This window comes from Halobacterium sp. GSL-19 (assembly GCF_016917855.1).
Taxonomy (GTDB): Archaea; Halobacteriota; Halobacteria; order Halobacteriales; family Halobacteriaceae; genus Halobacterium; species Halobacterium salinarum.
Map to the genome: position 1 here is coordinate 1,292,376 of NZ_CP070377.1, position 19,189 is coordinate 1,311,564.

Here is a 19,189-nt window from a genome sequence, read left to right on the forward strand (position 1 = left end):
ATAGATTCGTGTGTTTTATTACGATGACCGCACGCTAGCTGGGTAACACATGACCGAGGACAGCCGGACGATACTGCTCATCGGGAGCGGCCCCATCCAGATCGGCCAGGCAGCGGAGTTCGACTACTCGGGCGCGCAGGCTTGTCGCGCGCTCCAGGAGGAGGGCGCGCGGGTTGTGCTCGTGAACTCCAACCCAGCGACCATCATGACCGACCCCGAGATGGCCGACGCGGTCTACATCGAGCCCATCGAGCCCGACGCCATCGCCGAGGTCATCGAGCAGGAGGACCCCGACGGCGTCATCGCCGGGCTGGGCGGCCAGACCGGCCTGAACGTCACGGCAGCGCTGGCCGAGCAGGGCGTCCTCGACGAACACGACGTCGACGTGATGGGGACGCCGTTGGACACCATCTACGCGACCGAGGACCGCGACCTGTTCCGCCAGCGCATGGCGGACCTCGGCCAGCCGGTGCCGGCCTCGACGACCATCGCGCTCGGCGACGACGAGACGGCAACGGACATCGACGAGGGGGCGCTGCGAGAGCGCGTCGACGACGCGGTCGAGGCGGTCGGCGGGCTGCCGGTGATCGCGCGGACGACGTACACGCTGGGCGGCAGCGGCTCCGGTGTCGTCCACGACTTCGAGGCGCTCGTGGACCGGGTGCGCACGGGCCTGCGGCTCTCGCGGAACGCCGAGGTGCTGGTCACGGAGTCCATCTCCGGGTGGGTCGAACTGGAGTACGAGGTGATGCGGGACGCCGGCGACTCCTGCATCATCGTCTGCAACATGGAGAACATCGACCCGATGGGCATCCACACCGGCGAGTCCACGGTCGTCACGCCCAGCCAGATCATCCCGGACGACGGCCACCAGGAGATGCGCAACGCGGCCGTCGCGGTCATCCGCGAGTTGGGCATCCAGGGCGGCTGCAACATCCAGTTCGCGTGGCGCGACGACGGCACGCCCGGCGGCGAGTACCGGGTCGTCGAGGTCAACCCGCGCGTCTCGCGGTCCTCGGCGCTGGCGTCGAAGGCGACCGGCTACCCCATCGCGCGGGTCACCGCGAAGGTCGCGCTCGGCAAGCGCCTCCACGAGATCGACAACGAGATCACCGGCCAGACCACGGCGGCCTTCGAGCCGGCCATCGACTACGTGGTGACGAAAGTGCCCCGGTGGCCAAACGACAAGTTCCCCGAGGTGGACTTCGAGCTGTCGACGGCGATGAAGTCCACGGGGGAGGCGATGGCCATCGGGCGCACCTTCGAGGAGAGCCTGCTGAAGGCGCTGCGCTCCAGCGAGTACGATCCGAGCGTCGACTGGGCGACCGTCAGCAACGACGAACTCGCCGCCGACTACCTCGCCCGACCGAGTCCCGACCGGCCCTACGCCGTCTTCGAGGCGTTCGAGCGCGGGTTCACTGTCGGGGACGTGAACGACCACACGGGCTTCCGGGAGTGGTATCTGCAGCGCTTCCAGAACGTCGCCGCGGCCTCCGCGGCCGCGAGCGAGGGCGACGTTGCGACGCCGGCCGCGCTCGGGTACACGAACAGCGCGGTCGCGGCGTTGGCGTCGGATGGCGGTGACGTGGCCGTCGACGACGTGGCGGCGACAGCCCCCGAACGGACGTTCAAGCAGGTCGACACCTGTGCGGGCGAGTTCGCGGCCTCGACGCCGTACTACTACTCGGCGCGCTCGCAGGGATCGACGGGAAGCGACGTGCGGGCCGACCGGGACGCCCACAGCGTGGTCATCGTCGGGGGCGGCCCCATCCGCATCGGGCAGGGCGTGGAGTTCGACTACTGTACGGTGCACGCCGTGCGCGCGCTCCGCGAGGCGGGCATCGACGCCCACGTGGTGAACAACAACCCGGAGACGGTGTCGACGGACTACGACACCTCCGACGGGCTGTTCTTCGAGCCGATCACGGCGGAGGAGGTCGCGGACGTCGTGGAGGCGACGAACGCCGACGGCGTGATGGTGCAGTTCGGCGGCCAGACCAGCGTGGACGTGGGCGCGCCCCTCGAAGCCGAGCTGGAGCGCCGCGGCCTCGACTGTGAGATCATGGGGACGGACGTGGACGCGATGGATCTCGCGGAGGACCGCGACCGCTTCAATCGGCTGCTCGACGAGCGCGACATCAGCCAGCCCGATGGGGGGTCTGCGACCAGTGTGGCGGGCGCGCTGGAGCTCGCCGCCGAGGTCGGATATCCGGTGTTGGTTCGCCCGAGCTACGTGCTCGGTGGGCGCGCGATGGAGATCGTGCACGACGACGACGAGCTCCGCCGCTACGTCGAGGAGGCCGTCCGGGTCAGCCCCGAGAAGCCGGTTCTCGTCGACGAGTTCCTCGCCGACGCCGTCGAGCTCGACGTGGACGCCGTCAGCGACGGCGAGGACGTGCTGGTGGGCGGCGTGATGGAGCACATCGAGAGCGCGGGTGTCCACTCGGGGGACTCGGCGTGCGTGATTCCGCCCCGGGGGCTCGGCGACGACGTCCTCGCGCGGGTTCGGGAGGTCACCACCGAGATCGCGCGGGCGCTGGACACGGTGGGACTGTTGAACGTCCAACTCGCCGTCCAGGACGGCGAAGTGTACGTCCTCGAAGCGAACCCGCGGAGCTCGCGCACCGTTCCGTTCGTCTCGAAGGCGACCGGCGTCCCGATCGCGAAGCTCGCGGCGAAGGTGATGGCCGGCGAGTCGCTGGCCGACCTCGACGCAAGCGAGGGCGTACCCGAGCAGTACAGCGTCAAAGAGGTGGTGTTGCCGTTCGACCGGCTGCCGGGGTCGGATCCGCGCCTCGGCCCGGAGATGAAGTCCACGGGCGAGGTGATGGGCACCGCCAGCGATCCGGGGATGGCCTACTGGAAGGCCCAGGTGGCGGCGTCCAACGCACCCGTACCCGGGTCGACGGCGGTCGTCGACCTTCCGGTCGAGGGGCTTGGCGAGCGGTTCGAGGTCGTGACGGTCAAAGACGTGCCGGCGGCGATCCGTCGCGGCGAGGTCGAGTTCCTCGTCAGCGACGACCGCGACGCGCTGACCGCGGCTGTCGAGGCCGAGATCCCGTACGTCTCCACGGTGGCGGCCGCGGAGGCGATGCGTGAGGGGATCGCGGCGGCCGACGGTGCCCGTGAGGCCATGCCGGTCGCCGACCGGCCGGTCAACGACGAGACGTGGGGGTGACCGGTCGCACGGGGTGAGACCCGGCCGGTGGCGTGTTGAGAGCCGAGAAACGAGGGGCGCTGGGGCGGCCTCAGTCAGCGGTGGCGGGCGTGTAGGACGCGTCAGCCATCGCGAGCACGTCGTCGAAGAACCCGCGCGTGTCGTGGGGGCCGGGGTTGGCTTCGGGGTGGTACTGGCGGGTGAGAACGTCGAGGGGCGCGGAGTCAAGCGCCTCGGGCGTGCCGTCGTTGACGTTGACTTGCGTGACGGTGAGGTCGCCGGGGTCGGCGACGGTGTAGCCGTGGTTCTGTGTGGTCATGACGACGCGCCCGGAGTCGTGGTCGAGGACCGGCTGGTTGACGCCACGGTGGCCGAAGTCCATTTTCTCGGTGTCGCCGCCGAGCGCGCGGGCGACGATCTGTTGACCCAGGCAGATGCCGGCGATGGGGACGGTGCCGATGTACTCGTCGACGAGGTGTTCGGCCGCGTCGAAGTTCGCGGGGTCGCCGGGGCCGTTGGAGATGAACAGCAGATCGGGGTCGACGGCAGCGATGTCGGCGGGCGTGGCGTCGTAGGGGAGCCGGTGGACGGTCGCGCCGCGGGCGACGAACGCGTCGATGATGGAGCGTTTCGCGCCGCAGTCGACGAGCGCGACGGTGGTGTCGCCGTTGCCGTGGGTTTCGGCGGTGTCGACGCTGACGTGGGCGCCGATCTCCGTGCGGGCCGAGAGCCGTGGGCAGTCGGCGAGTTGGGCGCGGGCGGTGGCGGGGCTGGCGTCGGGGCCGGCGGCGATGCCGACCTGCATCGCGCCGCCGTCGCGGATGTCCAACACGAGGTCGCGGGTGTCGATGCCGTCGACGGCGGGCACGCCCTCGGTGCGCAGCCAGTCGGCCACGTCGTCGGTGAGCTCGCGGGCGACGACGGCGCTGGGGTGAACGCGGTCGGATTCGGTGCGTTCGGGACGGACGCCGTAGTTGCCGATGAGGGGGTAGGCGAACGTGAGCACTTGGGCTTCGTAGGACGGGTCGGTGAGGCTCTCCTCGTAGCCGGTGTACGCGGTGGTGAAGACGAGTTCGCCGCGCGCCATCCCCGGGGCGCGGGCTGTGGCTTCGACCACGTCGCCGGTTTCGAGCGCGAGGTACGCGTCGGACATTACGACATTGCCACGTATTCGCCGAGTATAAATCTTTTCTTCGTAGCTTAGTTACGAAATTCGTAACTCTTTTGCGGTGCGTGGCACAACACCAGTCATGGACGACATCGACCAACAGATCCTCGACACGCTGCGGCGCGACGCCCGCACCCCCTACACGGAGATCGCCGACGACATCGGCGTCAGCGAGGGCACCATCCGAAACCGCGTCGACCAGCTCGTCGACGACGGCGTCATCGAGCGGTTCACGGTGTCGACCTCGACCGGGAACGTCAAGGCGATGATCGAGATCGGGGTCGCGATGGACGCCGACACCCACGTGGTGGGTGACCGAATGGTCGAGTGGGACGCCGTCGACTTCGTGTGGCAGGTCTCGGGGGAAGACGACATCGTGCTCATCGTGGACGCCGCCGACACCAGCGGCGTCAACGATCTGATGCGGCGAGCCCGCGAGCAGGACGTGGTGGTGTCCACGCGCACGCGGCTGATCCTTGACGAGAAGCTGGGGTGAGTCGAAGCGCTATTAGGCAGGGTGGTCATGCGTGACAGCATGAGCGAAGCCGACCGAAGCAGCCCCGGGTCGGGGAAGACCGACCGCGAGGACGAGACCGCCGAAAACGCCACGCAGGACGTGATCGCAGTCACCCCCGACGACGAGCGCACGGGGCTGGCCAACCGCCTCGACGCGCACACCGGCGACGGCGTCCGGCATCGCGCGTTCACGTGTCTGCTGTTCGACGAGGACGGCCGCGTGCTGCTGGCCCAGCGCGCCGACCGCAAGCGCCTCTGGGACACACACTGGGACGGCACGGTCGCCAGCCATCCCATCGAGGGGCAGAGCCAGGTGGACGCGACCCGCCAGCGCCTCGCCGAAGAGCTCGGGATCGAACCACACCAGTACGACGAGTTGGAGATCACCGACCGCTTCGAATACAAGCGCCGCTACCTCGACGAGGGCCTGGAATGGGAGGTCTGTGCGGTCCTGCAGGCGACGCTGCACGACACCAGCTTCGACCGCGACCCCGAGGAGGTCGGCGGCGCGATGTGGGTCGACTACGAAGACCTCTACGAGAACCCCCGGTATTACCGCCAGCTCCGGCTGTGCCCGTGGTTCGAGATCGCAATGCGGCGGGACTTCGAGGGCGACGCCGACCCCGTCCCCGACGGCACCCGGGCGTAATCCCACACACCACCGCGACTTTTGTACTGGCGTGCCAAACGCGAGCCGTGTTCGTCCTCACGAGGGAGGGCTATGACTCAGTGCTCGATCACGCACAGGCGGACACGCCCCGTGAGGCGTGTGGCGTGTTCGTCGGCGAGCGCGACGGCGACCTGCGGCGCGTGACGGCGGTCCGACGAGTGCCGAACGTCGCTGACGCGCCCCGCATGCGGTACGAGCTGGACCCCGAGGCGACGCTGGCAGTGTTCGACGAGGCCGCCGCAGCCGGTCGGGAGGTCGTGGGGTTCTATCACAGCCACCCGGTCGGGCCGGGCCGGCCGAGCGCGACCGACCGCGAGCACGCCCAGTGGCCCGACCGTGTGTACGTCGTGGCGTCGCTGGCGGCGCGGCCGCCGATACTGGACGCGTGGCTGTGGACCGGCGAGGCGTTCGAGCGCCAGGCGGTCGCCGTGCGCTAACGGAAAGCCGGCCGATCCCGTGCCGGTCGAAACGTGGCCGCGACCGTCGGGTCAGCCCCGAACGGCCGTCCAGACGCCGACCACACCCAAGAGGACTGCGGGAATCATCGGGATCGTGAGGTAGGTGTCACGGAACCCCAGCCCGAAGCTGCCCGCGCCGGCCCAGTAGATGAACGCGGGCGCAGCCAGCCCGCAAACGGCGAGCGCGGCGACGAGTAGCCACTGGGACCGCTTGCTCATGTCGTCTGTACCGGCGGCCTCCTGGGGTTCGTGGGTCTGGACCATCAGTCGAGTTCGTTGTCCGGTTTAACGACTACTTTCCCAAAGCCCTCTCGGTTCTCCAGCAGTTCGTGGGCGCGGGCAGTCTCACGCATCGGGAGCACGTCCCTGATGCGGACGTCGAAGGTGCCGTCCCAGACGTGTTCGAGGGCGGCGTCGGCCTCGCCCGGCGTCGCCATCGTCGACCCGAGGATGTCCAGTTGGTTCCAGAACACGCGCTGGACGTTGGTCTCCGGGCGGCCGCCGGTGGTCGCCCCACAGGTGACCAGACGGCCGCCCTTCGCGAGAGAGCGCAGGGAGTCGTCCCAGGTCGCCTCGCCGACGTGATCGACGACGACATCGACGCCGCGCTTGCCGGTTCGCGCGCGAATTTCGTCGGCGAAGTTCGTCTCGGTGTAGTTCACGACGTGGTCAGCACCGAGCTCCGCGGCGTACCGGAGCTTCTGCTCGGTGCTCGCCGTCGCGAACACCTCGGCCCCGGCGTGGGCGGCGATCTGGACGGCGGCGTGCCCGACGCCGCCGCTGGCACCGAGCACGAGCACGGACTCCCCGGGGGACACGTCCGCCCGCGTGTTGAGCATGCGCCACGCCGTCTGGAACACCAGCGGTGCGGCCGCTGCCGTCTCCCAGTCGACGTGCTCGGGCACGGCGATCAGGTTGTCCGCCGGGACCGCCGCGCGCTCGCTGTGCACGCCCGGCACGTGCTCGCCGAGCACCCGAAACGACGCGCACAGCGCGGGCTCGCCGTGCCGGCAGAACTCACACTGCCCACACGAGACCCCCGCGAGCACCGCCACCCGATCCCCGGGTTCGAACCGGGTCACCGACGCCCCGACCGCCGAGACCACGCCGGCGGCGTCGCTGCCGGGGACGTGTGGCATCGAGAGGTCGATCCCCGGCATGCCGCGACGCGTCCACACGTCGAGGTGGTTGAGCGCGCCGGCGCGCACGTCCACGAGCACGTCGTCGGCCCCGAGGTCGGGCTCCGGGACCGTCCGGTAGTCGATCACGCCGGTGCCGCCGTGGCCGTCGAAGGTGACTGCCTGCATATCGGCGTGGTCGCTCCCCCACGGCAAAACTGTACGCCCCGGCGACGCGCAGGCTCACAGTCTTATCACTGTGGCCGCCCACGTGGATGTATGGTCGACTTTCAGTCGCGGAACACGCGGCGCAACGATGACGACGACGCTGCGGAGCGCAGCGATGACGGCACGGCGGAGTCCACCTCCGACGCCGAGGACTCCACTGACGCCCACCACGAGGACGACGTCTCGCAGGTCGGCGTCGCCGTGGTGACGGTGTCGTCGTCGCGGTCGCTGTCCGACGACCCGGCCGGCGACGCCGTCGTCGCGGCCGTCGAGGCGGCCGGCCACGAGGTGGCGACGCGGGAGCTGGTGACCGACCGGTACGACCGCGTGCAGGGCGCACTCGACAATCTCACGGGACGCGACGACGTGGCTGCCGTGATCACGACCGGCGGAACCGGCGTGACCCCCGACGACGTGACCGTCGACGCCGCCCGCCCGTTGTTCGACATGGAGTTGCCGGGGTTCGGCGAGGAGTTCCGGCGGCGGTCGGCCGCGGACATCGGCACCAAGATCATCGGGTCGCGGGCCACCGGCGGCGTGGTCGGCGGGACGCTCGTGTTCTGTCTGCCGGGCAGCGAGCACGCGGCCACGCTGGGGACCGACGAAATCATTCTGCCCGAGCTTGCGCACCTCGCCGGACTAGCCGGCCACAACACTGACGCATGACGGACAAACACCGCCTCCGGGAGCGCGTCTGGGACGACCTCGAAGACAGCGGCGTGGCGCGGTTCCCGTTCCCGCCACACGGCCGCATCCCGAACTACGCCGGTGCCGATGAGGCCGCCGCCCGCCTCACCGAAACGGACGTGTGGCAGCGCGCTGAGACCGTGAAGGCGAACCCCGACGCCCCCCAGCTGCCGGTGCGGCGGGCGGCGCTGCGCGCGGGGAAGACACTGTACGCGGCGGTGCCGCGGCTGCGCGACGAGGAGTGTTTCCTGCGCCTCGACCCAACGACCATCGACGACATCGACGCCGCCACGACGGTGTCGGGGATCGAGGAGTACGGCGACCCGGTCGGTCCCGGGGACGTCGATCCCATCGACCTCATCGTGTCGGGGAGCGTCGCGGTCACCGACCGCGGCGAGCGCGTCGGGAAAGGGGAGGGGTACAGCGACCTGGAGTTCGCGCTGCTGCGGGCGTTCGGGCGCGTCGACGACGACACCGCGACTGTGACGACCGTCCACGAGCGCCAGGTCGTCGACGACGCTGTGCCGACCGCCGCCCACGACGTGCCGATGGAGTACGTGGTCACGCCGGACCGAACGATCACCACCACCCACGAGGATGACACGCCCAGTGGCATCGACTGGGACGCACTGGACGAGCAGCGCCTGGCGGAGATCCCGGTGTTGGACCGCCGCTCGCCGTAGGTCCGTCCCACGGGGCCGAATTTCAAGTGGGAGCGCGCCGTACCTGGCATGTATGTCGGGTTCACACGACGACGGTGCCCCGGCGGCGCTGTCGGCGGCGCTCGACGGCTGCGAGGGCGACCCCGTCTGCGACCGCTGCCCGAAGCCCGCGGACTACTTCCTGTACGAACCGGGGCGGGTCGAGACGTTCGTCTGCTGGGAGCACGTCAGCCCGGTGTCGGCCGCCGTCGACGACCCCGCCGACGCCCACCCCGGGCGGCCGCTGGCGCTCTCGCTGTGAGACGCCCGTGTCACAGCCCGAAACCGTCGGGAGAGGAGTTAGGCAGCCAGCTCTTCGGCGACCGCGGTGGCGTCCAACAGGGCGGGATCGACGGTCAGATCCAGGACGCCCTTGATGAACTCGGGGACGCCGTCGCCCGTGTACGCGACGGTTCGGATGTCGGGGTTGTGCTCGTGGGCGACCGGGACCGCGGTCGCCTCGTTGCTGTCCGCGACCACCAACAGGTCGGCGTCCGCGACGCCGGCGTCTTCGAGGCGGTCGCCGGACACCACGCCTTCGAGGCGGGTCACGTCGACGCCCTCAGCTTCGAGCGCGTCCGCGATGTCGGTGCCAGCGCCACCGACGACGAGTGCGTGCATGCTGGTAGCTGGGGGCGGCGCGTTCAAGAACCTGCCGAGTCGCGGGGGCGGGTTACTCGTATTCGATCGTCGCCGGCGGCTTGTGGGTCACGTCGTAGACGACCCGCGACACCTCGTCGATGGTGCCGGCGATGCGTGACTGTAGCCGCTGGAGGGTCTCCCACTCCAGTTCCTGGGCGCGTGCGGTCATGCCGTCCCGTGACTCGACGGACCGCACGGCGACGACGTGGCCGTGCACCCGGTTGTCGCCCTTGACGCCGGTGGCGCGGCCGAGTACGGCGGCGAACGCCTGCCACGGCTCGTAGGCTTCGAGTTCGTCCTCGACGATGTGGGTGGCCTCCCGACAGACCGCGACCTTCTCAGGGGTGACCTCGCCGATGACGCGCACCGCGAGCCCGGGGCCCGGGAACGGCATGCGCTCGCTGATGATCTCTTCGAGGCCGAGGTGGCGCGCGACCTCCCGCACCTCGTCCTTGTAGAGGTCGCGCATCGGCTCCACGATCCCCTCGAAGCCGACGCGCTCGGGCAGCCCGCCGACGTTGTGGTGGCTCTTGATCGTGCCCTCGCTCTCGATGCGGTCGGGGTAGATGGTGCCCTGCACGAGCTGGGTGGCGTCGACCTCCTCGGCGACCGTCTCGAACTCCCGGATGAACTGCTCGCCGATGGCGTGGCGCTTCTCCTCGGGGTCGGTGACGCCGGCCAGTTCGTCGAAGAAGCGGTCGCTGGCGTCCACAACCCGGAGGCTGTCCATGTAGTCGAAGACCTCCCGGATCTCGTCGGTTTCGCCTTTCCGCATCAGGCCGGTATCGACGTAGACCGGCACGAGCTGGTCGCCGACGGCCTCGTAGGCCAGTGCGGCCGCCGTCGAGGAGTCGACGCCGCCGGACAGCGCGATGATGGCCGTCTCGTCGCCGAGCGCCTCGCTGATCTCCGCGCGGGCGTCCTCGACGAAGGAGTCGACGTCCACCATCAGTTCGTCACCTCCACGTCGGCGTCGCTGCCAGCAGGAGCCACGTCCGCCCGTTCGAGGACGGCGTCAAGCAGCCCGACGAACGGCGGGCTCGCCCGCGTCGGCCGCGACCGATACTCGGGGTGGAACTGCGTCCCGAAGAAGAACGGGTGGTCGTCGTGTTCGACGATCTCCATGCGGTTGCCGGCCTCGCCGGAGAACGTCAGGCCGTCGGCGGTGAGGTCGTCGATGTACTCGGGGTTGACCTCGTAGCGGTGGCGGTGGCGCTCCGTGCACGACGTGTCGCCGTACAGGTCGTGGGCCAGGGTTCCGGGTTCGATGGCGGTCTCGTGTGCGCCCAGCCGCATCGTCCCGCCGAGGTCTTCGAGGTCGTACTGCTCGGGCAGCAGGTCGATGACCGGGTACTCGGTGTCCTCGTCGATCTCCGCGGAGTGCGCGCCCGTCATCCCGAGAACGTTGCGCGCGTACTCCACGACCGCAAGCTGGAAGCCCAGGCACAGCCCGAGGAACGGCACGTCGTGCTCGCGGGCGTGCTGGATGGCGTCGATTTTGCCCGCCGTGCCACGCGAGCCGAACCCGCCGGCGACGACGATCCCGTCGGCGTCGGCGATGCGGCGCTCGTGGTGGTCGTGCATCTTCTCGGAGTCAACCCACAACACGTTCACTTCCACGCCGGCCTCCAGGCTGGCGTGCTTGAGCGCCTCGTGGATGCTCATGTAGGCGTCTTCCAGGGCGTACTTGCCGACGAGCGCGATGTCCACCTCACCGGTGCGCTCGCGGGTGACGAGATCCCGCCACTCCGTCGACCGCTGGGCGGCCGGCAGGGCGTCCTCAACCATATCGAACTGTTCCATGACGTACTGGTCGAGGCCTTCCTCCTCGACGGTCAGGGGCACGTGGTAGATGTCCTCCACGTCGGGGTTGGAGAACACGGCGTCCATGGGCACGTCACAGAACAGCGCGATCTTCTCGCGCACGTCGGGATCGAGGCGGTCCTCGCAGCGCCCGACCAGGATGTCCGGCTGGAGGCCGATCGACCGAAGCTCCTTGACGGAGTGCTGTGTGGGTTTGGTTTTCTGCTCGCCGTTTTTCGAGTACGGCACCAGGGTCACGTGCGTGAACAGGATGTCCTCGTCGTCCTGCTCGTGGCTGAACTGCCGGAGCGCTTCGAGGAACGGCATCCCCTCGATGTCGCCGACCGTGCCGCCGACCTCCACCAGGCAGACGTCGCTGCCTTCGGCGGCCTCGCGCACGCGGCGCTTGATGTCGTCGGTCACGTGCGGGATGATCTGGACGGTCTTCCCGAGGTAGTCGCCCGAGCGCTCGCGCTCGATGACGTCCTGGTAGACTTTCCCCGTGGTGACGTTGTGATCCGAGGTCATGTCCTCGTCGAGGAACCGCTCGTAGTTCCCCAGATCGAGATCAACCTCCCCACCGTCATCGAGGACGTACACCTCCCCGTGCTGGTAGGGGTTCATGGTGCCCGCGTCGACGTTCAGGTAGGGATCGATTTTCACCGCAGTAACATCGAACCCCGCGTTCGAGAGCAGTCGCCCGAGACTCGCCGCCGTGATGCCCTTCCCCAGCCCGGACATCACGCCGCCGGTCACGAACACGAACTTGCTCCCCAGAGAGGGGTCGTATTCGGTCTCTGTCGGCATACTGTGTGTGCGGCTGGCGCGGCAAAAACGGTTTCGGAGCGCACGCTGCGCGTCAGGAGGTGGCACAACGTGACTACGAGCGCCGTCTACTATTTCGGTGTGGCTTTGATTTCCGCGTTCCACCGGATGTCGTACGCCCGGTCTGCCGGCCACTTCATCACGCAGGTCGCGTTTACACCTTGGACGGAATCGTACGCGCCAGTCCACGTGGCCCCGTAGCCGCCGGCGTCCCCGACCCTCGTTTCTCTCGCCGCGTACTCGACTTCGCCGGCGTGCAAGGGGAATTCTATCGTCGGCCCATCAGGGCCAGGTGTAGCAGGTGTATTGAACGAAACGGAGACCGGCCCCTCGGTCGCAGTACTCGCAGGGTCGTATCGGCGCATGTCGTCCGAATCACGAACGAGATGGATCGACGGGCGGATGGCTTCGAGTTGGGAGGACGGTTCGGGCACTGCGCCACTCCAGAGCCACGCCCGATAGAACTGCTCACCGTCCAGTTGCAATCCGGGAATCCGGTATAGAACAACGAGGTGGTCGGACGTGAACGCGGGTTCGTCGTCTGTCCGGTGTCCGATCGCTGAATCCTGCCACGCACCGACGTATTCGAGTCCGTGATCGGGTTCGCTTGCTGCCAGCCCCCAGATGCCGTTTTCGCCGTGCGTCTCCCGAGTGTTGTCAACCGCTACCGCAAAATCACTGCGCGACATCGACCCAGATTCGGGAGAGAGCGATCGTTCAGTGCTCGCCGTGACCGGCTTCTTCGAGGGTAAACCGAACGCACTGCAGCCGGCTATCATCGTGGCTACTCCGATACCCCCGAGTGTCGTTCCGAATTGCCGCCGGGAACAGCAGTCGTCGTTTCTCATTTCCTAGCATAGATAAAAGGTCAATACGAAAGCGTGTCGGTTAGTGGACGACTGGACCAGCTCGAACTGTCTGATTCCGCCCCCGTCGGCGCTGGCGCTGGACTCCTGTTGGGTTCGACGGCGAGGCCACGACCGGTTCGACCGGAGTCGGTACGCGGCCGGAACCGGTGGCTCAGGGATAGCAGTGCGTGTAGCGGAATGGTCCCGTTCGCTGCCCGAGTTCCCGGATTGCGCCGGACGTAGGGCGGGGCGCTATCGACCCCGGCGATGCCCGATCAAGAACTCGCCGACCGTCGCGGCCACCGTTCCGTGCTTGCCGACGAAGAAGTGGTCGGCGTCGAGTTCGGCGACCGTCGTCTCGGGGTCGCTGCGGGCAGCCTCGACGACGGGCTCCCAGTCGGCGGTGGTGTCGCGGGTGGCGTACGCGACTTGGACGGGCGCGGGCACGTCCGTGAGCGCGGCCGCGGCGTCCAACCCCGCGGCGAGCTCGGCGGTGGGCGCGAGCAGCGACGCCGCCCACAGGTCGTGCTCGGTGGTTGCGGCGGCGAGCGCAGCGATGCTGCCGCCGAAGCTGAACCCGAACACGGCGGTGTGGGCGTAGCGCTCGCCGGCCCACCGGATGGCGTTGCGGGCGTCCTCGCGTTCGCCCATGCCGCCGTCCCAGTCGCCGTAATCGAAGCGCAGACACGCCAGACCGTCCTCGACGAGCGCCGCCGCCACCGCCTGCAGCCGGTCGTCGCCGCGATGCCCACGGTGCTGTGGGTGGGGCGGACACGCCACGACGCAGGCCGTCGCGTCGCCGTCCGCCGGCTCGTCGAGGGTCGCTTCCACGTCCCGAGCGCCCGGCACAAGCACGGTCTCCTGATGCATGCAGCGGGGTTGGGGCTCCGAACGGTTAGCGCCACGGCTGTCTCCCGGCCGCGCCGGTAGCGTTATCAACAATGACACAGATACACCGAGTATGCGCTGTGAGGGTGCACGCGCCCCCGCGTTCGAGCTGCCGGGCGTATCGGACGGCACACAGACGCGGTTGGGACTCACGGACGCGCTCGCGGACAACCGGGCGGTGGTGCTGTTCTTCTACCCGTTCGACTTCAGCCCGGTCTGTGCAACGGAGCTGTGTGCGATCCAGAACGCGCGCTGGTTCGACTGCACGCCCGGGCTTGCCGTCTGGGGGATTTCGCCGGACAGTACGTACGCACACGAGGCGTTCGCCGACGAGTACGCGCTCACGTTCCCGCTGCTCAGCGATCACGCGGGCGCGATCGCGGACGCCTTCGGCGTGCTCCAGGCGTCGGCCGAAGACCACGACCGCGTCCCCGAGCGCGCCGTGTTTCTCATCGATGCCGACCGCGTGATCCGGTACGCCTGGGCCAGCAGTGACCTCTCAGAGAGCCCGGATTTCGGGGCAGTGAAAGCCGCCATCGACGACCTCCAGCCGGACACCGCGGGCGTCGCTCCGCGAACCATCTCGGACGCCCACGACGACGGCACCACCGACGGCTGAGCCGAACGGAGCGCCGCCGACGGGGGGCTGTCAGTCGAGGAAGTCGGGTTCGGTGCGCTTGCCGTCGACCTCGCTGTCGAGGTGGGCACGGAACGCCGCGAGGTCGACGCCTTTGCCCTCGCGCTCCTGGCGGTCCCGCACCGAAACGGCGTCGGCGTCCTCCTCGTCGTCACCGACGACGAGCATGTACGGGACGTTGTCGTCGTGGGCCTGCTGGATCTTCTTGCCGACCGTCCAGTCGCGGTCTTCGACCTCGACGCGGTAGTCGCCGAGCTCGTTTTTCACGCGGTGTGCGTACCCGAGGTTGTCATCCGTGACCGGGAGGATGCGGACCTGCTCGGGCGCAAGCCAGGTGGGGAACCGGCCGTTGTAGTGCTCGATGAGCACCATGAAGAACCGCTCGTAGCTGCCGTAGAGGGCGCGATGGATCATCACCGGCTGGTGGGCGTCGTTGTCGGAGCCGGTGTACTCAAGCTCGAAGCGGTCGGGCATGTTGAAGTCCAGTTGGACCGTGGGGCCGTCCCACGAGCGGCCGAGCGCGTCCTCGAAGCCGAAGTCGATTTTCGGCCCGTAGAAGGCACCGTCACCGGGTTCGACGTCGTAGTCAACGCCCTGCTGGTCGAGCACCTCCCGGAGTTGGCGCTCGGACTGCTCCCAGATGTCGTCGCTGCCGACGGACTTCTCCGGGCGGGTGGCGAGCGCAACCTCGTAGTCGAGGTCGAAGGTGTCCAGGACCTCCGTGATGGTGTCCATGAGCCGCCGGACTTCCGCCTCGATCTGGTCGGCGCGCGCGAACACGTGTCCGTCGTCGATGGTGAACGCCCACACCCGGCTGAGCCCGGAGAGTTCCCCGCGCTGCTCTTTGCGGTAGACTTTGCCGTCCTCGAAGTACCGCACCGGGAGGTCGCGGTAGCTCCACGACCCCTCGTTGAAGATGGTGGCGTGGCCGGGACAGTTCATCGGCTTCAGGCCGTACTCCTCGTCGTTGACGTCGAGGAGGAACATGTCGTCGACGTAGTTGTCGTAGTGGCCGGACTGCTTCCAGAGTTCCGTGCGGAACAGGTGTGGGGTTTCGACCTCGTCGTAGCCCATCTCGCTGTTCAGGCCCCGAACGTACTCCGAGAGCTCCCGCAGCACCGTCTTGCCGTTGGGATGATAGAGGGGCAGCCCCGGCCCCGTAACGTCCGGGATGGAGAACAAGTCCATCTCGCGGCCGAGCTTGCGGTGGTCGCGTTCTTTGGCCTCCTCGCGGCGCGCCAGATACTCCTGGAGGTCGCTCTCGGTGGGGAACGCCGTGCCGTACACGCGCGTCAGCGTCTCGCGCTCCTCGTCGCCCCGCCAGTAGGCGGCGGACGTCTCAAGCACCTCGAAGCCGCCGATCTCGCCCGTCGAGTCGACGTGTGGGCCCTTGCAGAGGTCCTCGAAGTCGCCCTGCGTGTAGAAGCTCACCGGCCCGTCGCCGGCCGCCTCCGCGTCCAGGATCTCGCGTTTGAACTCGTTGTCCGCGTAGTGCTCGCGGGCGTCCGCGCGGTCGTATTCGACGCGCTCGACGTCGAGGTCGTCGGCGATGATGGACGCGGCCTCGGCCTGGATCTCGTCGAGGTCGTCGGCGTCCAACTCGACGTTCGCGATGTCGTAGTAGAACCCCTCGTCGGTGTAGGGGCCGATGGTGAGTTTCGCGTCGGGGTGGTGTCGGCGGATCGCCTGCGCAAGCACGTGCGCGGCGGTGTGCCGGAGCACGTCGAGATACTCGTCGCTCTGGTCGGTGACGATCTCGATCTCGCAGTCCTCGGAGATCGGCTCCTCTTTGGCCACCAACTCGTGATCGATCTTGCCCGCAACTGTGTCACGGCCGAGGCCAGGCCCGATTTCGTGCGCTACATCCTCGACCGTCGCGCCGGACGCCACCTCAAGCGTGGAGCCGTCCGGCAGCGTCACAGTGACCGAACTCATGATATCACTGCTTCGCTCGGAGACATTCATAAGCTTGTTGTGACGGTGTGAACATGCCGCCCCACACGCGCGGAGCGGTCGCCGCGCGGGTGTCACAGTCGGCCGCTGCGCCCGAGCGGGGTGGAGGCACTGCACAGCCGATGCTGCGATCCATGCTACCGTGACCCTCGGAAGTGTTATCCCGTAGTCGGCCCAACGGTTGATTGCAATGGCATCCGGTAAGGTTGACTTCTTCAACGACACGGGCGGCTACGGTTTCATTTCGACTGACGCAGACGACGTCGATGACGACGAGGACGTATTCTTCCACATGGAAGACGTCGGCGGTCCGGACCTGGAGGAAGGTCAGGAAGTCGAGTTCGACATTGAATCATCCCCGAAGGGTCCGCGCGCGACGAACCTCGTTCGCAACGAGTAACGCCGCCGCCCGTCGTATCTGACGACGGCTGACGCTTCACTATCACTACTCTTACGCTCCGGCGTCGTGGCGTTCGATTTCGGAGCAGCAATCACCCACCCCACAGCCGGTGGCTTCGCGGACGGCTGGTTATTCTCGTGCGCCAGTGCCGGGGCCGTCGACCGCGGCGAGGTCGATGTGGCCGGCTGGCATCGGGACGCCGTCGAAGTCGTCGTCGGCCAGCAACAGCGACCCATCGAGGTCCGCGTAGTCGAGCAGCGGCGCGAGGTGGGCGGCCGCGGCGATGCTGGCGTTCGATTCGATCATGCAGCCACACATCACGTCCAGGCCGTGGGCGGTGGCGGTGTGGATCAGCCGCATGGCCGCGCGGAGCCCGCCGGTCTTCATCAGTTTGAGGGTCACGATGTCACACTTATCCGCGAGCTGTGGGATGTCACTGGCGACCATGCAGGACTCGTCGGCGGCGATGGGGAGCGCGGCGCGCTCGTGGACGAACTGCAGGCCCGCCGGGTGGTCGGCCGGCACGGGCTGTTCGACGAATTCGACGCCGTAGTCGGCCAGCCGTTCGATGTTCCGGACGGCCTCGCGGGGTGTCCATGCTTCGTTGGCGTCCACGCGGATCGTCGCGTCCGGCGCGGCCTCCCGGACCGCTGACAGCCGCTGTTCGTCGCGGGGCGTCCCGAGTTTCACCTTCAGCGTGCCGAACCCCGCGTCGACGGCCGCGCGGGTGTTCTCCCGCATCGTCTCGGCGTCGTCGATGCCGATGGTGTAGGAGGTTTCGACGGTGTTCGCCGGGTCCAATCCCCAGTACTGGTACAGCGGGCAGTCGGCGCGTTTCGCCACGAGATCGTGGCAGGCGATGGAGACGGCGGCTCTGGCGGCCGGATTGCCGCTGACAACGTCGCGCAGCCCCGCCTCGATGCGGGCGAGGTGTTCGGGGGCGTCGACGCGTTCGACGACCGCGAGCAGGTCCGGGAGCACGGCGTCGACGGTGGCCGCGGTTTCGCCGTAGTGCGCCGACGGTGCGGCCGCGCCGACGCCGGTGGTGCCGTCGTCGTCGCTGACGGTCACGGTCACAACGGTGGCGGTGTCTTGGGTGCCGCGGGCGATGGTGAACGGGTGTTCGAGGGGGAACTGGCGGCGTTCGAAGTCGGTGTTCATCGGATCGCCTCCAGGACGGCGTCGGGGCCGAACCGCACGGGGTCGGTGGCGGGCGCGTCGATGGCGGTGGCGTAGTCGGCGACCGCGTCGTGGGCGTCGGCGTCGGCGTCGATGTGGCGAGTGTTCAGCATGCCGCCGGCCACGTCGCTGTCGCTGACCGGGGCGGCGAGTCGCTCGTAGCGCGCCGGGAACGATTCGATCGGCGGGAGCGTGGTGTCGTAGCCGTGGATCGACCCGCGGCCGGCCTCGTGGCAGAGCACGAGGTGGTCGGGGGCGGAGCCGTGGAGGACGCTCGTGGTCACGCCCGAGTACGCGGGGTGGACGATGCTGGCCTGTCCTTCGACGAAGACGTAGTCGTGGTTGGTGGCGGCGGCGGTCACCGCGTCTTCGACGGCACCGGCGGCGAAGTCGGCGACCACGCGGTCGACGGGCACGCCGTCGCCCTCGATGAGGATGCCGGTCTGGCCGGTGGCGACGAACCCCGCGTCGAGGCCCACATCGCGGGCGGCGGCGTAGAGTTCCCGGGTGGCGGTCATCTTTCCGACCGAGCAGTCGGTGCCGACGGTGGTGACGACCGTGGCGTCGACATCGCGTGCGGTTCCGTCGGCGACCCCGAGGTCGTCCGGTGGGCGGCGGACGTCACGGAGTTCGCAGCCGTGCTCGGTTGCGAGGCTGGCGAACTCGTCGTCGTCAGCGAGGAAGGTGTGGAGGCCGGCGGAGACGTCGGCCCCGCGTTCGAGGGCGGCCCGGACGTCGGGCCGCCAGGACGGATCGAAGCCGCCGCCGATGGGCGCGATCCCGATGATGAGCGCGTCGACGGCGGCGTCGACGGCCGCCATCGAGGCGACGATGGGGGCGTCCTGTGTGCCAGTAATGTGGTCGGCGACCTGGGTGCCCGCGGTGTCGCGGTCGAGCACGGCGGCCACGTCGTAGTCGGCGTACCGGAGCACGCCGACCGCGGTTTTCGCGCGGTCGGGGAACTGGCCGTGAGCGAGCAAGGCGACGCGCATGCCACGTGGGTGGCACTGGGGTGTGGTAAGTTTACTGCTGGGGTGATTCGTTGACCCCACAGAGGTGGATCTTGTGAACACGCCACAGCGTATTTGATCGTGGGTGGTGTACTGACACGTATGGCAGCGACACAGCGAGGGACAACCGCGCTCGATCGGATGCGCAGCCGCCTCGAACGCGTCGACGTGACGTGTTCGGGCTGTGGCTACGAGGACGAGGCGGGGTGCTGGGAGTCCGTGACCGACGGGAGCCACATCCGGTACCGGCGCGTGTGTCCGTGCTGCGGGCGCAGTCACGACGTGACCTATCGGCTCTGAG

General features: G+C 68.6%; 21 protein-coding genes. 10 read left to right on the plus strand and 11 right to left on the minus strand.

What is annotated here, in order from left to right; all coding sequences use genetic code 11:
* Window positions 1-49 precede the first annotated feature (49 nt).
* Window positions 50-3,178: a carbamoyl-phosphate synthase large subunit gene (gene carB / locus JT689_RS08645; RefSeq protein ID WP_205250967.1), complete on the plus strand. Its 3,129-nt coding sequence runs from the start codon at window positions 50-52 to the stop codon at window positions 3,176-3,178.
* Window positions 3,179-3,248: 70 nt separating this feature from the next.
* Here the strand turns inward: carB and carA are convergent, their stop codons facing one another.
* Entirely contained in the window at window positions 3,249-4,310 is a 1,062-nt protein-coding gene (gene carA / locus JT689_RS08650; protein ID WP_010903326.1) for a glutamine-hydrolyzing carbamoyl-phosphate synthase small subunit, read from the minus strand.
* 97 nt (window positions 4,311-4,407) lie between these two features.
* Here carA and JT689_RS08655 point away from each other — a divergent pair, with 97 nt between their 5' ends.
* The 3 genes from JT689_RS08655 to JT689_RS08665 are packed head-to-tail and all read left to right on the plus strand — an operon-like array spanning window position 4,408 to window position 5,948.
* Window positions 4,408-4,821, plus strand: coding sequence for an Lrp/AsnC family transcriptional regulator (locus tag JT689_RS08655; RefSeq protein WP_010903327.1), 414 nt, complete (start codon window positions 4,408-4,410; stop codon window positions 4,819-4,821).
* Between the two features lie 39 nt (window positions 4,822-4,860).
* Complete coding sequence (locus JT689_RS08660) at window positions 4,861-5,490, plus strand: NUDIX domain-containing protein (protein WP_205250968.1); 630 nt, start codon at window positions 4,861-4,863, stop codon at window positions 5,488-5,490.
* A gap of 47 nt (window positions 5,491-5,537) precedes the next feature.
* Window positions 5,538-5,948: a desampylase gene (locus tag JT689_RS08665; RefSeq protein ID WP_205250969.1), complete on the plus strand. Its 411-nt coding sequence runs from the start codon at window positions 5,538-5,540 to the stop codon at window positions 5,946-5,948.
* Window positions 5,949-5,999: 51 nt separating this feature from the next.
* On the opposite strand, the gene JT689_RS08670 is transcribed toward JT689_RS08665, so the two are convergent.
* Together JT689_RS08670 and JT689_RS08675 are read right to left on the minus strand one after the other, a co-directional pair.
* Window positions 6,000-6,233, minus strand: coding sequence for a hypothetical protein (locus JT689_RS08670; protein ID WP_010903330.1), 234 nt, complete (start codon window positions 6,231-6,233; stop codon window positions 6,000-6,002).
* Window positions 6,233-7,276 carry a zinc-binding dehydrogenase gene (locus JT689_RS08675; protein WP_205250970.1) on the minus strand — a complete coding sequence of 348 codons (1,044 nt, stop codon included), beginning with the start codon at window positions 7,274-7,276 and terminating at the stop codon, window positions 6,233-6,235. Before JT689_RS08675 ends, JT689_RS08670 begins: the two co-directional genes overlap by 1 nt.
* Window positions 7,277-7,366: 90 nt before the next feature.
* On the opposite strand from JT689_RS08675, the gene JT689_RS08680 reads away from it, so the two are divergent.
* From JT689_RS08680 to JT689_RS08690, 3 genes are read left to right on the plus strand one after another with little or no spacing between them, the layout of a single operon-like run.
* Window positions 7,367-7,981, plus strand: coding sequence for a molybdenum cofactor biosynthesis protein B (locus JT689_RS08680; RefSeq protein ID WP_205250971.1), 615 nt, complete (start codon window positions 7,367-7,369; stop codon window positions 7,979-7,981).
* Window positions 7,978-8,685: a 5-formyltetrahydrofolate cyclo-ligase gene (locus JT689_RS08685; RefSeq protein ID WP_205250972.1), complete on the plus strand. Its 708-nt coding sequence runs from the start codon at window positions 7,978-7,980 to the stop codon at window positions 8,683-8,685. The genes JT689_RS08680 and JT689_RS08685 overlap by 4 nt, the downstream gene beginning before the upstream one ends.
* A 52-nt stretch (window positions 8,686-8,737) precedes the next feature.
* Window positions 8,738-8,965, plus strand: a complete 228-nt coding sequence (locus JT689_RS08690) for a hypothetical protein (RefSeq protein WP_205250973.1) — start codon at window positions 8,738-8,740, stop codon at window positions 8,963-8,965.
* Window positions 8,966-9,003: 38 nt separating this feature from the next.
* Here JT689_RS08690 and JT689_RS08695 read toward each other — a convergent pair whose 3' ends face one another.
* From JT689_RS08695 to JT689_RS08715, 5 genes are all read right to left on the minus strand, one after another.
* On the minus strand, window positions 9,004-9,324 hold the full coding sequence (locus JT689_RS08695; protein WP_010903335.1) for a hypothetical protein: 321 nt from the start codon (window positions 9,322-9,324) through the stop codon (window positions 9,004-9,006).
* A gap of 52 nt (window positions 9,325-9,376) precedes the next feature.
* Window positions 9,377-10,294, minus strand: a complete 918-nt coding sequence (gene guaA, locus JT689_RS08700) for a glutamine-hydrolyzing GMP synthase (RefSeq protein WP_010903336.1) — start codon at window positions 10,292-10,294, stop codon at window positions 9,377-9,379.
* The gene (locus tag JT689_RS08705) at window positions 10,294-11,955 is read right to left on the minus strand and encodes a CTP synthase (protein WP_205250974.1); all 1,662 of its coding nucleotides are present in this window, start codon (window positions 11,953-11,955) and stop codon (window positions 10,294-10,296) included. The genes guaA and JT689_RS08705 overlap by 1 nt, the downstream gene beginning before the upstream one ends.
* 89 nt (window positions 11,956-12,044) lie before the next feature.
* Window positions 12,045-12,821: a hypothetical protein gene (locus JT689_RS08710; RefSeq protein ID WP_205250975.1), complete on the minus strand. Its 777-nt coding sequence runs from the start codon at window positions 12,819-12,821 to the stop codon at window positions 12,045-12,047.
* Window positions 12,822-13,073: 252 nt separating this feature from the next.
* Window positions 13,074-13,691 carry an alpha/beta hydrolase gene (locus JT689_RS08715; RefSeq protein WP_205250976.1) on the minus strand — a complete coding sequence of 206 codons (618 nt, stop codon included), beginning with the start codon at window positions 13,689-13,691 and terminating at the stop codon, window positions 13,074-13,076.
* A gap of 91 nt (window positions 13,692-13,782) precedes the next feature.
* Between JT689_RS08715 and JT689_RS08720 the strand changes: the two genes are divergently transcribed.
* The gene (locus JT689_RS08720; RefSeq protein ID WP_205250977.1) at window positions 13,783-14,328 is read left to right on the plus strand and encodes a redoxin domain-containing protein; all 546 of its coding nucleotides are present in this window, start codon (window positions 13,783-13,785) and stop codon (window positions 14,326-14,328) included.
* 30 nt (window positions 14,329-14,358) lie between these two features.
* Here the strand turns inward: JT689_RS08720 and thrS are convergent, their stop codons facing one another.
* On the minus strand, window positions 14,359-16,281 hold the full coding sequence (thrS, locus tag JT689_RS08725; protein WP_205250978.1) for a threonine--tRNA ligase: 1,923 nt from the start codon (window positions 16,279-16,281) through the stop codon (window positions 14,359-14,361).
* A 208-nt stretch (window positions 16,282-16,489) separates the two neighbouring features.
* Here thrS and JT689_RS08730 point away from each other — a divergent pair, with 208 nt between their 5' ends.
* Window positions 16,490-16,699: a cold shock domain-containing protein gene (locus tag JT689_RS08730; protein WP_010903343.1), complete on the plus strand. Its 210-nt coding sequence runs from the start codon at window positions 16,490-16,492 to the stop codon at window positions 16,697-16,699.
* 129 nt (window positions 16,700-16,828) lie between these two features.
* Here JT689_RS08730 and JT689_RS08735 read toward each other — a convergent pair whose 3' ends face one another.
* Both JT689_RS08735 and JT689_RS08740 read right to left on the minus strand, forming a co-directional pair.
* A complete protein-coding gene (locus JT689_RS08735; protein WP_205250979.1) occupies window positions 16,829-17,860 on the minus strand; it encodes a dipeptide epimerase in 1,032 nt (343 codons plus the stop codon).
* On the minus strand, window positions 17,857-18,870 hold the full coding sequence (locus tag JT689_RS08740; RefSeq protein ID WP_205250980.1) for a DUF1611 domain-containing protein: 1,014 nt from the start codon (window positions 18,868-18,870) through the stop codon (window positions 17,857-17,859). The genes JT689_RS08735 and JT689_RS08740 overlap by 4 nt, the downstream gene beginning before the upstream one ends.
* A 120-nt stretch (window positions 18,871-18,990) precedes the next feature.
* Between JT689_RS08740 and JT689_RS08745 the strand changes: the two genes are divergently transcribed.
* Window positions 18,991-19,188 carry an HVO_0649 family zinc finger protein gene (locus JT689_RS08745; protein WP_049892519.1) on the plus strand — a complete coding sequence of 66 codons (198 nt, stop codon included), beginning with the start codon at window positions 18,991-18,993 and terminating at the stop codon, window positions 19,186-19,188.
* The last annotated feature ends 1 nt before the right edge of the window (window position 19,189 follow it).

Excerpts from the sequence above, each read along its gene's own strand:
- carB (WP_205250967.1), top strand. The coding sequence starts at position 50 with ATGACCGAGGACAGCCGGACGATACTGCTCATCGGGAGCGGCCCCATC.
- carA (WP_010903326.1), bottom strand. The coding sequence starts at position 4,310 with ATGTCCGACGCGTACCTCGCGCTCGAAACCGGCGACGTGGTCGAAGCC.
- JT689_RS08655 (WP_010903327.1), top strand. The coding sequence starts at position 4,408 with ATGGACGACATCGACCAACAGATCCTCGACACGCTGCGGCGCGACGCC.
- JT689_RS08660 (WP_205250968.1), top strand. The coding sequence starts at position 4,861 with ATGAGCGAAGCCGACCGAAGCAGCCCCGGGTCGGGGAAGACCGACCGC.
- JT689_RS08670 (WP_010903330.1), bottom strand. The coding sequence starts at position 6,233 with ATGGTCCAGACCCACGAACCCCAGGAGGCCGCCGGTACAGACGACATG.
- JT689_RS08675 (WP_205250970.1), bottom strand. The coding sequence starts at position 7,276 with ATGCAGGCAGTCACCTTCGACGGCCACGGCGGCACCGGCGTGATCGAC.
- JT689_RS08680 (WP_205250971.1), top strand. The coding sequence starts at position 7,367 with ATGGTCGACTTTCAGTCGCGGAACACGCGGCGCAACGATGACGACGAC.
- JT689_RS08685 (WP_205250972.1), top strand. The coding sequence starts at position 7,978 with ATGACGGACAAACACCGCCTCCGGGAGCGCGTCTGGGACGACCTCGAA.
- JT689_RS08690 (WP_205250973.1), top strand. The coding sequence starts at position 8,738 with ATGTCGGGTTCACACGACGACGGTGCCCCGGCGGCGCTGTCGGCGGCG.
- JT689_RS08695 (WP_010903335.1), bottom strand. The coding sequence starts at position 9,324 with ATGCACGCACTCGTCGTCGGTGGCGCTGGCACCGACATCGCGGACGCG.
- guaA (WP_010903336.1), bottom strand. The coding sequence starts at position 10,294 with ATGGTGGACGTCGACTCCTTCGTCGAGGACGCCCGCGCGGAGATCAGC.
- JT689_RS08705 (WP_205250974.1), bottom strand. The coding sequence starts at position 11,955 with ATGCCGACAGAGACCGAATACGACCCCTCTCTGGGGAGCAAGTTCGTG.
- JT689_RS08710 (WP_205250975.1), bottom strand. The coding sequence starts at position 12,821 with ATGAGAAACGACGACTGCTGTTCCCGGCGGCAATTCGGAACGACACTC.
- JT689_RS08715 (WP_205250976.1), bottom strand. The coding sequence starts at position 13,691 with ATGCATCAGGAGACCGTGCTTGTGCCGGGCGCTCGGGACGTGGAAGCG.
- JT689_RS08720 (WP_205250977.1), top strand. The coding sequence starts at position 13,783 with ATGCGCTGTGAGGGTGCACGCGCCCCCGCGTTCGAGCTGCCGGGCGTA.
- thrS (WP_205250978.1), bottom strand. The coding sequence starts at position 16,281 with ATGAGTTCGGTCACTGTGACGCTGCCGGACGGCTCCACGCTTGAGGTG.
- JT689_RS08730 (WP_010903343.1), top strand. The coding sequence starts at position 16,490 with ATGGCATCCGGTAAGGTTGACTTCTTCAACGACACGGGCGGCTACGGT.
- JT689_RS08735 (WP_205250979.1), bottom strand. The coding sequence starts at position 17,860 with ATGAACACCGACTTCGAACGCCGCCAGTTCCCCCTCGAACACCCGTTC.
- JT689_RS08740 (WP_205250980.1), bottom strand. The coding sequence starts at position 18,870 with ATGCGCGTCGCCTTGCTCGCTCACGGCCAGTTCCCCGACCGCGCGAAA.
- JT689_RS08745 (WP_049892519.1), top strand. The coding sequence starts at position 18,991 with ATGGCAGCGACACAGCGAGGGACAACCGCGCTCGATCGGATGCGCAGC.